This window comes from Halobacillus sp. AWM4_238, from assembly GCF_056158265.1.
In genome coordinates, this window is record NZ_JBSWSY010000002.1 from 1,825,019 (window position 1) to 1,839,872 (window position 14,854).

15 protein-coding genes and 2 other annotated features are annotated in these 14,854 nt (G+C 42.9%); of the genes, 2 read left to right on the top strand and 13 right to left on the bottom strand.

The features are described 5' to 3' along the window. Positions 1–44: 44 nt before the first annotated feature. From pheT to ACXACN_RS09470, 3 genes are all read right to left on the bottom strand, one after another. Positions 45–2,471 (bottom strand): phenylalanine--tRNA ligase subunit beta, encoded by a 2,427-nt coding sequence (pheT, locus tag ACXACN_RS09460; protein WP_474963993.1) that lies wholly within the window; start codon positions 2,469–2,471, stop codon positions 45–47. Positions 2,472–2,486: 15 nt separating this feature from the next. Continuing rightward, positions 2,487–3,521, bottom strand: a complete 1,035-nt coding sequence (gene pheS / locus ACXACN_RS09465) for a phenylalanine--tRNA ligase subunit alpha (RefSeq protein ID WP_474963995.1) — start codon at positions 3,519–3,521, stop codon at positions 2,487–2,489. Between the two features lie 103 nt (positions 3,522–3,624). After that, positions 3,625–3,842 (bottom strand) — a binding site (T-box leader). Between the two features lie 57 nt (positions 3,843–3,899). Beyond that, positions 3,900–4,634, bottom strand: a complete 735-nt coding sequence (locus ACXACN_RS09470) for a TrmH family RNA methyltransferase (protein WP_474963996.1) — start codon at positions 4,632–4,634, stop codon at positions 3,900–3,902. A 115-nt stretch (positions 4,635–4,749) separates the two neighbouring features. On the opposite strand from ACXACN_RS09470, the gene sspI reads away from it, so the two are divergent. Next, a complete protein-coding gene (sspI, locus tag ACXACN_RS09475) occupies positions 4,750–4,965 on the top strand; it encodes a small acid-soluble spore protein SspI (RefSeq protein WP_474963998.1) in 216 nt (71 codons plus the stop codon). A gap of 45 nt (positions 4,966–5,010) precedes the next feature. Here the strand turns inward: sspI and ACXACN_RS09480 are convergent, their stop codons facing one another. Then, positions 5,011–6,096, bottom strand: coding sequence for a M42 family metallopeptidase (locus ACXACN_RS09480; protein ID WP_474963999.1), 1,086 nt, complete (start codon positions 6,094–6,096; stop codon positions 5,011–5,013). Positions 6,097–6,178: 82 nt separating this feature from the next. Beyond that, the gene (locus ACXACN_RS09485) at positions 6,179–6,661 is read right to left on the bottom strand and encodes a dUTP diphosphatase (RefSeq protein WP_474964001.1); all 483 of its coding nucleotides are present in this window, start codon (positions 6,659–6,661) and stop codon (positions 6,179–6,181) included. A gap of 847 nt (positions 6,662–7,508) precedes the next feature. On the opposite strand from ACXACN_RS09485, the gene ACXACN_RS09490 reads away from it, so the two are divergent. Beyond that, positions 7,509–7,934 carry a sigma-w pathway protein ysdB gene (locus ACXACN_RS09490; protein WP_474964002.1) on the top strand — a complete coding sequence of 142 codons (426 nt, stop codon included), beginning with the start codon at positions 7,509–7,511 and terminating at the stop codon, positions 7,932–7,934. Between the two features lie 9 nt (positions 7,935–7,943). Here ACXACN_RS09490 and ACXACN_RS09495 read toward each other — a convergent pair whose 3' ends face one another. From ACXACN_RS09495 to dnaI, 8 genes are all read right to left on the bottom strand, one after another. Then, positions 7,944–8,516 carry a TVP38/TMEM64 family protein gene (locus tag ACXACN_RS09495; RefSeq protein WP_474964004.1) on the bottom strand — a complete coding sequence of 191 codons (573 nt, stop codon included), beginning with the start codon at positions 8,514–8,516 and terminating at the stop codon, positions 7,944–7,946. 38 nt (positions 8,517–8,554) lie between these two features. Beyond that, positions 8,555–8,836 (bottom strand): DUF1294 domain-containing protein, encoded by a 282-nt coding sequence (locus ACXACN_RS09500; RefSeq protein ID WP_474964005.1) that lies wholly within the window; start codon positions 8,834–8,836, stop codon positions 8,555–8,557. Between the two features lie 117 nt (positions 8,837–8,953). Beyond that, positions 8,954–9,310: a 50S ribosomal protein L20 gene (gene rplT, locus ACXACN_RS09505; RefSeq protein ID WP_035509566.1), complete on the bottom strand. Its 357-nt coding sequence runs from the start codon at positions 9,308–9,310 to the stop codon at positions 8,954–8,956. 30 nt (positions 9,311–9,340) lie between these two features. Then, positions 9,341–9,538: a 50S ribosomal protein L35 gene (rpmI, locus tag ACXACN_RS09510; protein WP_079479460.1), complete on the bottom strand. Its 198-nt coding sequence runs from the start codon at positions 9,536–9,538 to the stop codon at positions 9,341–9,343. Positions 9,539–9,570: 32 nt separating this feature from the next. Next, positions 9,571–10,074, bottom strand: coding sequence for a translation initiation factor IF-3 (infC, locus tag ACXACN_RS09515; RefSeq protein WP_474964006.1), 504 nt, complete (start codon positions 10,072–10,074; stop codon positions 9,571–9,573). An 82-nt stretch (positions 10,075–10,156) separates the two neighbouring features. Then, positions 10,157–10,280: a sequence feature (ribosomal protein L20 leader region), on the bottom strand. Positions 10,281–10,649: 369 nt separating this feature from the next. Next, the gene (gene thrS / locus ACXACN_RS09520; RefSeq protein WP_474964008.1) at positions 10,650–12,596 is read right to left on the bottom strand and encodes a threonine--tRNA ligase; all 1,947 of its coding nucleotides are present in this window, start codon (positions 12,594–12,596) and stop codon (positions 10,650–10,652) included. Between the two features lie 329 nt (positions 12,597–12,925). Continuing rightward, positions 12,926–13,744, bottom strand: coding sequence for a sporulation protein YtxC (ytxC, locus tag ACXACN_RS09525; RefSeq protein WP_474964009.1), 819 nt, complete (start codon positions 13,742–13,744; stop codon positions 12,926–12,928). A gap of 177 nt (positions 13,745–13,921) precedes the next feature. After that, on the bottom strand, positions 13,922–14,854 hold the full coding sequence (gene dnaI / locus ACXACN_RS09530) for a primosomal protein DnaI (protein WP_474964011.1): 933 nt from the start codon (positions 14,852–14,854) through the stop codon (positions 13,922–13,924).

Below are 14,854 nucleotides of genomic sequence, written 5' to 3' on the forward strand. Positions count from 1 at the left end.
AGCTCAGAGTTATCAAAACTCTGAGCTTTTCTTCTTTCTTTTATTTACCCACGAAGTTCAGCTTGATGCTGATTTTTCACCGCGTCTAGGATAGCGTTGTGAGTTTCTTCTACTTCTTGGTCCTTCAACGTACGAAGCGGATCCAAGTAAAGCAGTCGGAAAGCGAGAGACTTTTTGCCTTCCTCTAGATGTTCCCCTTGGTAAAGGTCAAAGACTTGAACATCCTTCACTAATGGACTTCCAGCTTCAGCAATCGTCGCCTCAATAGACCCTGCGGTCACCTTCTCATCAACGACAAGTGCAATGTCACGAGAAACAGAAGGGTGGCGTGGGATTGTTTGGAATTTCTCTTCTTTCGTATATTCTTCAATAAGAGTTTCCAAGTTTACATCGAAAACATAAGTTTCCTTCAGTCCAAGCTGTTTTTGAAGCTTAGGATGAACCTGACCAATGAAGCCGATCACTTTCCCATTGATGGAAACAGTCGCCGTACGTCCTGGGTGCATATGGTCCAGCTTCGTTTTTTCATAACTAAATGAAAGGTCCAACAGCTCGCTCAGCCCTTCCAAGATTCCTTTGGCCACGAAGAAGTCGACGGATTTTTTCTCCTGCTGCCACGGGTGGGAGAGCCATTCACCTGTAATGGCACCTGATGCACGCAGCATTTCTTCTGGCTGTTTCGTTACTTTTTCTTCCTCACTTATGAAGACGGTACCGACTTCATAAAAAGCAAGGTTATCCTGTTTACGCGCAACGTTGTAAGATAAGGATTCTAACAACTCAGGAACCATGCTCAAACGAAGCGTGCCATGATCTTCACTCATCGGCATAGCGAGAGCGACAGGGCTTACCGATTTTTCTTTCACTTCAGGGCTTAAAAGCATTTGAGCTTTATTTTCATGTGTTAGAGAATAGGTAATGGTCTCATGAAGTCCAGCACCTTCAAAGTATGCTTTCACTTTACGTTTCAGCAGCTGCTCAAGTGTCAACCCACCAGCTTGAGAAGCCCCTTGCGGAAGGGTGTACGGCAGGTTATCGTAACCATAAATACGAGCCACTTCTTCTAGCATATCTTCAAAAATGGTAATGTCCCCACGGCGTGTCGGAATAGACACATGGAAATCATTCCCGTTTTGGTCATAATTGAACTGCAAACGACGGAAAATATCAGCGATATCCTCGTTAGAAATATCCGTTCCAAGTCGATCATTGATCGTATTTGTATTTACAGTGACTTGCTTCTCCGAACGGTCCAGTTCATCATGGAAAACCACTCCATCCAATACGGTTCCTCCAGCATACGTTGTAAGAAGTTCACATGCTCTCAGACCTGCACGTTCTACACGGTTTGGATCGACCCCTTTTTCAAAACGAGTGCTCGATTCACTACGAAGCCCGTGATCTTTGGAAGCTTCACGCACGACAGATGGATGGAAAAACGCGGCCTCAAGAATGATTGTCGTCGTATCATCTTGAACCTCTGATTCTGCACCGCCCATAACGCCAGCAATGGCATGAGCTTTTTCCCCATTCGTAATGACGAGATGATCGCTTTTCAGTGTGCGTTCCTGATCATCAAGCGTTGTCACTTTTTCTCCATCTTTGGCACGGCGTGTAACGATAGTGTTTGAACCAAAACGGTCGTAATCAAAAGCATGAAGTGGTTGGCCATACTCCATAAGTACATAGTTGGTAATGTCCACGACATTGTTGATTGGACGGATGCCTGCTGCTGTCAGGCGGTTGCGCATCCATAGTGGAGATGGTCCCACTTGAATATCTTTAATAATGAATGCCCCGTAGTAAGGATTGGCCTCTGAATCTTCCACGACGACGGAGATATGATCTGATGTTTTTTCATCAGAAGTTTGGACATTTTCTTCTGCCAATTCATACGTGCCATCAATAGCTGCTGCTACTTCATAAGCTACGCCAGCCATGCTTAGTGCATCTGAACGGTTTGGTGTTAATCCAAGCTCGATGATTAAATCATCGAGATTCAATAAGGAAACCGCATTCGCTCCGATTTCCACATCTTCAGGAAATACAAAGATCCCCTCAGCGAATTCTTTCGGTACATCTTTTTCATCCACACCAAGTTCTTGAAGGGAACAGATCATACCGTTCGATACCTCTCCACGAAGCTTCGTCTTTTTTATCTTGAAGTTTCCTGGAAGTACTGCTCCGGGTGTAGCTACAGGAACTTTCTGACCTTCAGCTACGTTCGGTGCTCCACATACAATCTGAAGCGTTTCTTCTCCGACGTTAACTTGGCAAAGGTTCAGTTTATCTGCGTTCGGGTGCTGTTCACACGATTGGACATACCCCACAACAACGCCTGTGACCTCTTCCGCTACAGGTTCTACACTTTCCACTTCAATCCCTGTCTTCGTAATGATTTCTGCCAGTTCCTCCGGGGTATAACGACTGACATCGATATATTCTTGCAACCAATTTAATGATACGAGCATGATTTCATTCCTCCTTTAAGCCTTGTGATACTGTTCTAAGAATCGGATATCATTGGTATAGAAGTGACGAATATCATCCACTCCATATTTCAGCATGGCGATTCTCTCTGGTCCCATACCGAATGCGAATCCGGAATATTCTTTTGGATCATAGCCTGCCATCTCAAGGACGTTCGGGTGGACCATTCCACCTCCAAGAATTTCGATCCATCCGGTTCCTTTACATACGGAGCATCCTTTTCCTCCACATACTTTACAGGAAATGTCCATTTCAACGGATGGTTCAGTGAAAGGGAAAAAGCTTGGACGCAGACGTATTTCACGATCAGCTCCGAACATTTGTTTCGCGAATGCATTCAAAACGCCTTTCAAATCACTCATTCGCACATTCTTATCGACTAACAACCCTTCAATTTGAGTGAACTGGTGAGAGTGAGTCGCATCATCCGTGTCACGGCGATACACTTTACCAGGGCAAATCATTTTCACTGGTTCGCTTCCATCTTTTGCTCCCATTGTACGGGCTTGAACAGGCGATGTATGGGTACGCATCAAGAGTTCTTCAGTGACATAGAAAGAATCCTGCATATCCCTTGCCGGGTGCCCTTTCGGCAAATTCAGTGCTTCAAAGTTGTAATAATCCGTCTCCACTTCAGGTCCTTCTTTGATTTCAAAGCCCATACCGATGAAGAGATCTTCAATTTCTTCTACGATACTCGTCAACAAGTGAGGACCTCCAATTTTTACAGGACGGGCAGGAAGAGTGACATCAATGCTCTCTTCTTCCAATTGTTTTTCTAATGCAGCGTCCTCAAGCGACGTTTGCTTCGTCTCAATGGCTTGAGCGATCGTTTCACGAACATCATTAGCCAACTGCCCAATGACTGGACGTTCTTCTTTGGACAATTTCCCCATTCCTCTAAGAACTTCTGTAATCGGACCCTTTTTTCCTAAGTATTCGACTCTTACATCCTTCAAGCCTTGAACAGAATCTGCCTGATCAACTTTTGTCAGGGCCTCCTGTTGCAGCTCTTCTAAACGTTCCTTCATGCTTTTTCCTCCTTTAAAATCGTTTCGACTCATTTCCCATTCATGTGTAGGACCTTTACTAAGGCATCAACATGAAAAGAAAATAAAAAAAGCCTCATCCCTGGAAAGGGACGAGACTTGTATAATCGTTTCGCGGTACCACCCTTGTTGACACACATGTACATGTGCCCACTTTGATGAGAATAACGGACAAAATCCGGGCCACAGGCCAGCTCCAGAGTGAAATTTCGATACATGCCACGTTAGAAACACTTCCAGTCCAAGGTGCTTCCTCCCTATAACGATCTACATTTATCTACTTTGCTCTTTCTAAGCTTTTCATTGTTTAATTTTAATCAACTGAATATATTATAGTCAAAGAAGCCTATGGATGCAACCTCATCCCTTTAAATGATACATAAGAACAGCACCTGCTATTCCCACATTCAGGGATTCCGCCTGTCCATAAATCGGAATATATACACATTGGTCTGCTTCATCTAGAAGTTTTTCCTGAATTCCCTGTCCTTCATTCCCTACGATGAGTGCTGCTTTAGAAGGAGCTTTAAGTTCTTGAAAAGGAACAGCATCCTTAAGAGCAGAAGCCCAAATCTGGATCCCCTCTTCTTTCATAGGTCCTATGAAGTCATTTAGCTCTCCTGCGACGACAGGGATGTGGAAAATCGACCCTTGTGTAGCTCGTATGACTTTATCATTGTAGGCATCTACTGTTCCTGAACCTAAAATCACCTGGTCAAACCCTGCCGCATCGGCGGTGCGAATGAGTGTACCTACATTCCCAGGGTCCTGAACGGAGTCAAGCATTAATGTCAATGCCGATTGATTTACCCTTGGCTCCTTCTGCTTTACGACCGCTGCAATGCCTTGAGGTGTTTCAGTTTCTGCAATGGCCCGAAATACAGAATCATTGACCGTTACAGTGGTCATATCTTCTGGGATTGAAAAATCCGTTCCTTCCCGAACAATCATTTCAACTATCTCCCAATCGCTTTTTAACACCTCTTCCACAAGATGAAACCCTTCTACAATAAAAGTTCCTGTCTGATTTCTATATTTGCGTTTATGTAGTTTTTTCCATTCCTTCACCTTTGTATTCTGTAAGGAAGTCAGCATAGTAGTCCCTCATTTGCATGTTTATTTCTCATTCATCATACATAGCAGAACTATGGTTGGTCAAACTAAAGAAGAATATTCATGAAGTTATGCAGAAAAGGAGGTTGAATGACCGATGAACTTAAATTTAAGAGCAGCGATTCTTTCTAACGTCAGTGGCCATAATGCCGAACAATTAGAAGCTACCATTGATGATGCCTTGCAAAAAGGGGAAGAAAAAATGCTTCCTGGTCTTGGTGTCTTTTTTGAAATGTTATGGAAAGAATCGAATGAACAAGAAAAGCAGGAAATCCTGGATACATTAGAACAGGGATTAAAGCAGAACCAATAATAAAAAGCCAACCTGAAACAGGTTGGCTTTTTACGTCGTCGTGATTTAATTAAAAGTTATTTCCTGCACTTTATCTGCATCAAGTCCCTTAATTACTTCAACAATCAAGCGAACCGCATTTTCAAAATCATCGCGATGAAGCATCGCTGCATGAGAGTGAATATAACGTGTTGCAATTGTAATAGACAAAGCAGGAACACCATCATGACTCAAGTGAATCGCACCAGAGTCCGTGCCTCCGCCTGCAAGTGAATCAAATTGATATGGAATCTCATTGGCATCCGCCGTGTCTGTAACAAAATCACGAAGGCCTTTATGCGAGATCATGGATGCATCATAGAGAATGATCTGAGGACCTTCACCCATCTTGCTTGAAGCATCTTTGTCTGACACGCCAGGTGTATCTCCGGCAATACCAACATCCACACCAAATGCGATGTCAGGATTGATGACGTTCGCAGACGTTCGAGCCCCGCGCAGACCTACTTCTTCTTGAACGGTGCCAACACCATACACGATATTCGGGTGTTTTTCACCTTTCAACTGTTTAAGTACTTCAATGGCGATCGCACAACCAATACGGTTATCCCAAGCTTTTGCTAGAAGCATCTTCTCATTTTTCATTTGGGTAAATTCAAAATATGGAACAACGGAGTCTCCAGGTTTCACACCAAATTCCATCGCTTCTTCTTTGCTTGAAGCACCAATGTCAATGAACATATCTTTAATATCTACGGCTTTTTTACGTTGCTCTGGAGGCAGGATGTGTGGGGGTTTGGATCCAATCACACCTGTCAAATCACCATTACGTGTCATGATTGTCACACGCTGGGCAAGCATGACCTGACTCCACCAGCCGCCAACCGTTTGGAAGTATATATACCCTTGATCATCAATGCGGGTAACCATGAAACCGACCTCATCCAGGTGACCAGCCACCATGACACTCGGGCCTTTTTTATTCCCTACCTTTTTAGCGATCAAGCTGCCTAAGTTATCTGTAAACACTTCGTCGGCGAATGGAGCGATGTATTGCTTCATCACATCACGAGCTTCTCGCTCATTCCCTGGTACTCCTTTAGCATCAGTCAAATCTTTCAACATTTGTAGTGTTTCGTCTTTTTTAGCCATATGTAACCTTTCCTCCTTTTCCTATCCAATGGATATTATAAACCTTTTGAAGCGATTTCACAAAAAATTCAGTTTCCTGCAGTTAATACCCTTCATTTTGACGCTCGAAATTAATGGCATTTTTTCTTTCGTACGCATCAATCAACTCTTTTTCGGTAATTCCTAGTGTAAGACCAAGAACTAAATAATCATAAAAAGCTTTCACATAGGATTGTTCATTCTTTTCCACCCTCAAATGCTCAATTGAAGAATAAACAGATAGAAAAGCTGTTGTTTGGGAATTGGATTCCACCAGTGAAGTAGATGTATAACGGTAATCAAGATCTAATCCCAGAGAAAGCAGGAAGTGGACACCATCTACATACTCTTCCAAGATCACAGATTTCTCACTCGGCCCTTTTGTACTCCAAAACTTAAAGCAACGGGTTTCATTAGCAAGTTCCCCTAATTCCACAAGCAGCGCAAGTACTTTTTCCTCAACCTTCTGTCCTTTCTCAATCCCGTGCTGCTCTTCTATATAATGATCTAATTTCCACTGCATACTATACAAACTGTCCCAATTCATCCTCTACCACTCCTCTATATTATGATCTGTTAAATCTCATTGCTCATTATATATAAGCTCCCGATTGTGGAAGACTCAGTTTCGAGATGTTCCCGGGGTTCGTTGCCTGGTTGAGCGTCAGGGGTGGCTGGGAAGCAACTCGTCTAGCTCCATCGCCCAGACACTCGCGTCATAAGCAGAACAGCAAGGAATGAAAGGGCACATTCCGTTGCTGTTCTGCTTATGCCAGTCGTGTCTACCAGGGCGATTCCGCATTTGAACACTTTCCTGTGGGGGAGTGGCGAGCTTCCTCGGGCTAATGCCCTGCGGGATCTCGCCGATCTCCTTTCTCCCACGGGAGTCTCGCAGCTTCCCAACCACCCCATTCGATGTAGGAGAGAACGAACCCCTTTACCATGTTGGATTGTCTTCCACTATCCGACTGTTAGAAGTATAAAGCACTCTGCATCAAGTTTTACGTTCTGTGGAGCGGTTAATATAATCCACTATCGTTAATGATAAAAGCTAATCTTTTAGGTGTGGTTTCGAGAATCTTCCATGGCCGAGGGGCGGAGGGAGACGGTGAGACTCCTGTGGGAAGTGCGTGGTAGATGAGACCCCGCAGAGCGTTAGCTCGAGGAGGCTCATCACTCGCCCACGGAAAGCGAACCTTTTCCCGGAGCCCCTTAGCTCTAACAAAAGTCTCGAAATCAAGTCTTACAGAATCCTTCCATTTCCTTAAATAATCATCAACAGGATTAACAGAGCCCTCTTTAAAAATTTTCTCATTAAATGTATCATTTTTTGAAACAAAAGGATACGTTCATACGTATGGAAGCAAAAGAACAGTTACAGGGAGATGAAAGAAATGATCATCCTATTATTCCGGTTGCTCTTACTGATTGCCATAGCCTTCATTATTTATACCGCCTATAAATTCATTGTCAATCCACGGAGAAAATTAGAGCTTGCCAAGGACAAGAAACAATTTTATTTTCATGATAATAAGGAGAATTCAAAGGAAAACTTTTTAATGACACTAAAAGGACATGTGTTCGAAGGCGAGAAATATTTAGGGGCCACGGAGGATGCTTTTGAGGTCATTAATATTAGTGTGAGTGTACACAACCCTGAAAGGTTACAAGGACTGGATAGAGAAGATCTTTACTTTATGGAGAAAGAAATCTTGATTCGCTATCCCTATGCTTCTATTGAGTGGAAATACCCAATGAATCGTTTGATTATCCAACCACTAAACAATCACGATGAAAAAAAGCCCCACTCCTTTGAGTGAGGCTTTCCTTTATGGACTCGTCTGGAAAAAATCTTTCCATAAGAATACTTCATATTTTTTGCGTATTAAAAAACTTAAACCGATTAAAGCACCGGAAAATAAAATCATCACTGGAATGGATAATAAGGTAATCCATTGTCCGACAGATGTATAGACGACTGCCAAAGGTAAATTCGCAAATAAAGATGATTTCGCATATTCTTTAAAGTCTGCACTAATCTCCAATAGACAATAGGATAGTAAGTGAAAATGAATAAATGGTACAAGTCTTAAGACTGCCACTTGTTTTACTGTCAAATGAGCGTTTTTCTTTAGCCATTTTTCTTTTAACGACCTCAATTTTTTTAAGCCAGAAGGAACGAGCCTGATGGTGCGATAAAACAATAAACTTGAGAGCATTGTACCTACCACCGAATACGCACTTCCAGCTATTGGTCCAAACAAGACGCCACCCGTGATACAAACGAGCATAACGGGTAAAAACAAAAATGGTCGTAATAAATGAATAGCAATGAATAAGAGCGGTGCCCAGGCTTCTTGATGTTCTAACCATGTGAAAATGGCACTTGCTGTTTCGCCCATCTCATCCCCCTCCCTGTCTACATAATATGACAGAGGGGTTAGAGATAGAACTGATCCACCAGATAGACGACCCCTGCGAAATACAAGAGGGTGAGAAGAGGAAACCCGAACTTGAACGAAGTATGTTTCGTTTTATGCCTAAATACCATCATACCTATCCAACCTCCAAGCGCTCCTCCTGCTAAAGCCACTCCCCAGAGTCTTTTTTCTTCAATACGCCAAGATCCTCTTTTAGATCGACGTTTATCTACCCCCATCATAATGAAAAGGATGAGGTTGATGACGATTCCAAATATCCCTGCAAGGATAACAAAATCCATAAAAAAATACCTTCCTTCAAAATATTGTCTAACGTACTATGTATATTCTTAAGTTTATGAGTATAAAAAAGAGCCATTTCCTACCGTTCGGAAATGGCTCTTTTCATTGTCATTTTATTACTTAAGAGCAGATTTAGCTTGCTCTGCTAGGCTTGCGAAACCTTGCTCATCGTTTACAGCAAGATCAGCTAGCATTTTACGGTTAACTTCAATACCTGCAAGCTTCAAACCGTGCATTAGACGGCTGTAAGAAATGTCGTTCAAACGCGCTGCAGCGTTGATACGAGCGATCCATAGCTTACGGAAGTCGCGTTTTTTCTGACGACGGTCACGGTAAGCATACTGACCTGATTTCATTACTTGTTGTTTTGCAGTTTTGAATAGTGCATGTTTTGAACCATAATAACCTTTTGCTAGTTTAAGGACACGGTTACGACGTTGACGTGTCACTGTTCCACCTTTTACTCGTGGCATGGTAATCCCTCCTATTTAAATCAATCGATATTAGTCGTTTGGAAGCATGTGCTTGATGCGGCGGTAGTCTCCAGCAGAAACTAGTGCATCTTTACGCAACTTACGCTTTTGTTTTGTAGATTTGTTCGCGAACAAGTGGCTAGTGTAAGCGTGAGAACGTTTCACCTTACCTGTTCCAGTCTTTTTGAAGCGTTTTTGAGAACCTTTATGGGTCTTCATTTTTGGCATGTGAATTTCCTCCTTTAACTTGATTCAGTTCCTTACTTCTCGTTAAGAGGAGCAAGCATTAAGAACATACTACGACCTTCCATTTTAGGCTTGGTCTCAACTTGGGCAATGTCTTTGCACTCATCCGCCATGCGTTCAAGTACTTTTTGTCCAAGTTCTTTGTGTGTGATTGCACGCCCGCGGAAACGGACAGATGCTTTCACTTTGTCACCTTTAGACAAGAACTTACGTGCGTTACGAAGTTTTGTATTAAAGTCATGGTCTTCAATCCCTGGGCTGAGACGAACTTCCTTGACTTTGATGACCGTTTGTTTCTTACGAGCTTCTTTTTCTTTCTTTTGCTGCTCGAAACGATATTTACCGTAGTCCATCACTCGGCAAACCGGAGGCTTCGCATTTGGTGCCACCATAACAAGGTCAAGATTTGCATTTGCTGCAATATCAAGAGCTTCGTTACGTGATTTAACTCCAAGTTGCTCACCATTCACGTCGATCAGACGAACTTCACGGGCACGGATTTTTTCATTAACGTTCATGTTATCCTTGCTAATATCGAGCCACCTCCAACAAATTTTAGAAAACTTATATGAGATCTGTCATCGACAAGATTTCCTGATGCAAATAAAAAAAGTGTCGGTACACATACTGCACCCACACGACTCCTAATAATCAAAGGAATAAGTGACCTGCCAACTGCGCTATGCGTCGATCAGGTGAGAAGCGGGTGCTCCTACTTGTCTCTAGATCCGTTCATTCAGTTACCTAAATTATAATAGCATGCCTTATGATGCATGTCAACAACTAAACTCCGTCGACATGACTACTTAAACTAGGATAAGCCATGAACCCACAAAAATCAAGGCTTTTTTACATGGCCAAACCATACATCTTCTTCCACTATAGCTCCCTTTTCTTGAAGACTCAGTTTCGAGACTTTTGTTGAGTGGATGGGGGCTGCGGGGAATAGCTCGCTTTCCGCAGGAGTCTCCCCATTCCCCTCTGCCATATAAGTATCTCGAAACTGAGTCTTCCACAATCCTGCCATATAGCTGAATAGATAGAAAGAAACCAAAAACCCGAAAGCTTATGAAAGCTTTCGGGTTTTGTTCTTTTACTTCCGTAGCAGTTTTTGATCAATTTCGTTGCGGATTTCTTGTTTGAATGTTTCCACCGGTTTAGTATCGGAATTCTGTTCCCCGTAGCGACGGACGTTAACCGCATGGTCTTCGATTTCTTTGTCACCAACCACAAGCTGGAATGGAATTTTCTGCATTTGAGCTTCGCGGATCTTGTAACCGATTTTCTCGTTACGCTCATCGACTTCGACACGCACTCCTGCTTCACGTAATTCATCTTCAAGTTTCTTCGCATAATCAAGATGTACGTCCGCGGATACTGGGATGATCTTCGCTTGAACTGGAGCGAGCCAAGTTGGGAATACTCCTTTATACTCTTCAATAAGAAAAGCAACAAAGCGTTCCATTGTTGATACGACTCCACGATGAATAACAACGGGACGGTGATCTTCTCCGTCTTCTCCAACGTATGTCAGGTCGAAGCGCTCTGGCAAGTGGAAGTCTAATTGAACAGTAGACAGTGTTTCATCTTTTCCAAGAGCTGTCTTCACTTGAACATCGAGTTTTGGACCGTAGAAGGCCGCTTCTCCTTCTGCTTCTACATATTCAAGCTCCATATCTTCCATCGTTTCTTTCAACATCGCCTGGGCTTTATCCCACATCGCGTCATTGTCGACATACTTTTCTTTATCCTCAGGATCTCTGTAGGAAAGGCGGAAGTAGTAATCATTGATACCAAAGTCGCGATACACTTCCTGTACGAGACGAACAACACGTTTGAATTCATCCTTCAATTGATCCGGACGAGCGAAGATGTGGGCGTCATTCAATGTCATTGCACGTACACGCTGCAATCCTGCAAGTGCGCCGGACATTTCGTAACGGTGCATCATGCCTAGCTCAGCGATACGTACCGGAAGATTACGGTAGCTGTGCAGTTGATTTTTGTAAATCATCATATGGTGTGGGCAGTTCATCGGACGAAGAACGAGATCTTCGTTATCCATTTCCATTGTCGGGAACATATCATCCTGATAATGATCCCAGTGCCCACTTGTTTTGTACAAGTCCACACTACCTAGTACCGGTGTATAAACGTGGTCATATCCCAGGCGTTCCTCTGTGTCTACAATGTAACGCTCAATTGTACGACGGATAGTTGCTCCTTTTGGAAGCCACATGGGTAATCCTTGGCCGACCTTTTGATTGACTGTGAAAATGTCTAGTTCTTTCCCTAATTTACGATGATCTCTTTCTTTTGCTTCTTCAAGCATTTGCAAGTACTCGTCAAGGTGAGCTTTCTTTTCAAACGCTGTACCATAAATCCGCTGCAACATTTGATTATCGCTGTCTCCACGCCAGTAGGCACCAGAAATGCTCAAAAGCTTGAAGACTTTGATTTTACTTGTTTGCGGAACATGGACCCCACGGCAAAGATCGAAAAATTCTCCCTGCTGATAGATAGTCACCTGCTCTCCTTCAGGGATCGCTTCGATCAGCTCCAGTTTCAAATCATCACCGATCTCTTTATACTTCTCAATCGCTTCTTCACGTGAAAGCTCAATGCGTTCGATTTCTAAATTCTCATCGACGATGCGCTGCATTTCTTTTTCAATCTTAGGAAGGTCTTCAGGTGTAAGAGACTCTTCCATATCGATATCATAATAAAATCCGTTTTCAATTACTGGACCGACACCAAGCTTCACGTTGCCATACAGACGTTTAATCGCCTGTGCCATTAGGTGAGCAGATGAGTGACGGACCACTTCCAAACCTTCTGGATTTTTATATGTCAAGATTTCGATGTCACCATCTTGTTCAATCGGCCTTCTCAAATCATATGGTTCGCCGTCTAACTTGATTGCTAGGGCTTGTTTTTTCAAGCCAGGGGAGATCGACTGTGCGATTTCTTCACCTGTCGTACCTCTCTCAAACTCCTTTATGTTACCGTCTGGAAATTTGATTTGAATCGCATTCGACATGTTTAACACTCCTTTTATCTAAAATAAATATAAAAAACGCCCGTCCCTCAGCATATAAGCTAAGGGACGAGCGTTATCACTCGTGGTTCCACCCAAATTCCCGCAAAGTTTGACCATGCGGCTTCATTCTCCTTAACGCGGATCAGACGCTGTCTATTACTAATCATATGTTCACAGACAGAGCTCCAAGGTGGTAAACAATAAAGCCGTCAACAAGGAGCTTCCAGCCGATGGCTCCTCTCTCTGATCTCGCGTCACTTTATGTTCGTGTCCTTTTCCAAGCCGTTGTTTAGATATGTACGTTATTATATCCATTTAGGAAAAGGAAATCAACCCATTTTGAAAGGAAATTGTGATTTAGGCCTCCAAGAAGCTTTTTCTTCAAAGATATTCATTAATAACTCCAAGTTGGAATGATCGGTTTCGTCCGAGTAAATGATCAACTCATCAGGTGCATGAGCAAGGGCTGGAGTGACCGGCCATTCGACCGGAAGATGAGCAATACAATTATCCGGATATTGCTTCATGTACAACTTCGTTTCTGACTCACTAATCGGATTCCCTTCATCATGATAATAGGTTAAACGACCATCATCGAGCAAATGGAGCAACTGCACGCCTGTGTCTTTATGGTGGACCCTATGGCGCCACGAATCAACCAACAGTTGATAGGACTCTTCTTGTTTGTATTCATCAATGATTTTCCCTGTGTAATCAATAAGCGATTCATGAACGGACTGCAAGCAAGCAGCACTGAGCTCGTCAAAATCTACAAAACTTCTGGCAATTAAGTAATCCTGGATAAACGCGCGCAAATAGTGGTAAATCGGCGGAAGGTGGAGGCCCCCTGGTGGTTTATCTTCGAAGTCTTGTCCTATTTCAAGCATCCGCTGTATTTCTTGGACATCTTCATAATGGTACCGGTATTTCAACACACCTTCCATCCATCCGAGCATTTTCCTTTTCCGAATCAATTGTAAAAAAGCTCGAATGGCCTCCACATAAGAAGCTCCATTTAAAGAAGCATTCATCAACCTCACATCAAATCCGTCTTTCTGTTCCTTGAAAATCCAAAGTTTTTGTTCTGAGACAATAGCATTATAGAATAGGACCGCTTCCGTACGGTTAGAAAAATGAATGCAAAACACCAGAATTCCCCCTCGTCCCGACTTCATTCAACTTCTATGTTCAATGGAAGACCTCAGGGCTTTTACTGAAAATCAACCATTAAAAGATGATTCACCTATGACATAAAGTTGGCTATTCCCTGTTATATCTATGTGAGAGAGGTGGGAATCATGCTAGTGTCTTCAGTTTTGTAATCGCTATCCGCGCCTATTCCGACCATTTACATGGACACCTTCACTAAGCTGGCGGATTCGCTCAGTGATTCTTTTCGCTTTCACTTGTTCTACATCTCCACGGTTACTCGTCATCAACACTTTTTCTAACTCATTTAAATTATAGTTTGAAGTGAAGAAAACAGGAAGTCTTTCCATCATCCGGTAATGGAGAATGCTGCCAAGGACTTCGTCTCTAAACCAGGCGGATTGAGATTCTGCCCCAATATCATCAAGCATGAGTACAGGAACTTCCTTAAATGCTTCAATCTTTTCATTCATAGAGTCATCTTTAATGGAAGCTTTAATTTCCCTTACGAATTCGGGCATGTAGATGACCATGGAAGGGATGTTTTTCGAGCTTAACTCATTGGCGATCGCTCCTAGGAAATAAGTTTTCCCTACACCAAATGGTCCATGAAAGTACAGTCCCTTACTTGGCAATTCATCGTTTAGGTTTTCAATGTAATGAACGGTCCGCTCCACCGCAGCTCCCCGATCAGGGTCTTGAAGATCCATCCGCTCTAAAGAGGCTTCAAGAATTTCACGTGGCATATGCAGACTTCTCACTAAAGACTTTTGCTCTTCCTGTTGCTCGTGCTTCCGTTGACGGCGACATTTATCATAAATCAATTTCACGTCAGAGCCTTCCACCTCTACTCTTGGAACATACCCTGGTAAGATGTTGATACACTCTTCACGCGACGGACACTTTTCACAGTTTTTGGATTGAGTTCGGTACTCATAGAGTTTGATCAATTGTTTCTCGATCGCTTCTTCTGTTAACTCCTCATGCTCCTGCATCAACTTTTTCACTTCTGAAGATTCCATAACTTCCGCTTTCATATGGTTCATTCGTTTTTGAAACTGTTCGTTGTTACGCATCCATTTTTTCAACGACTGTTGAATAGGTTCCAA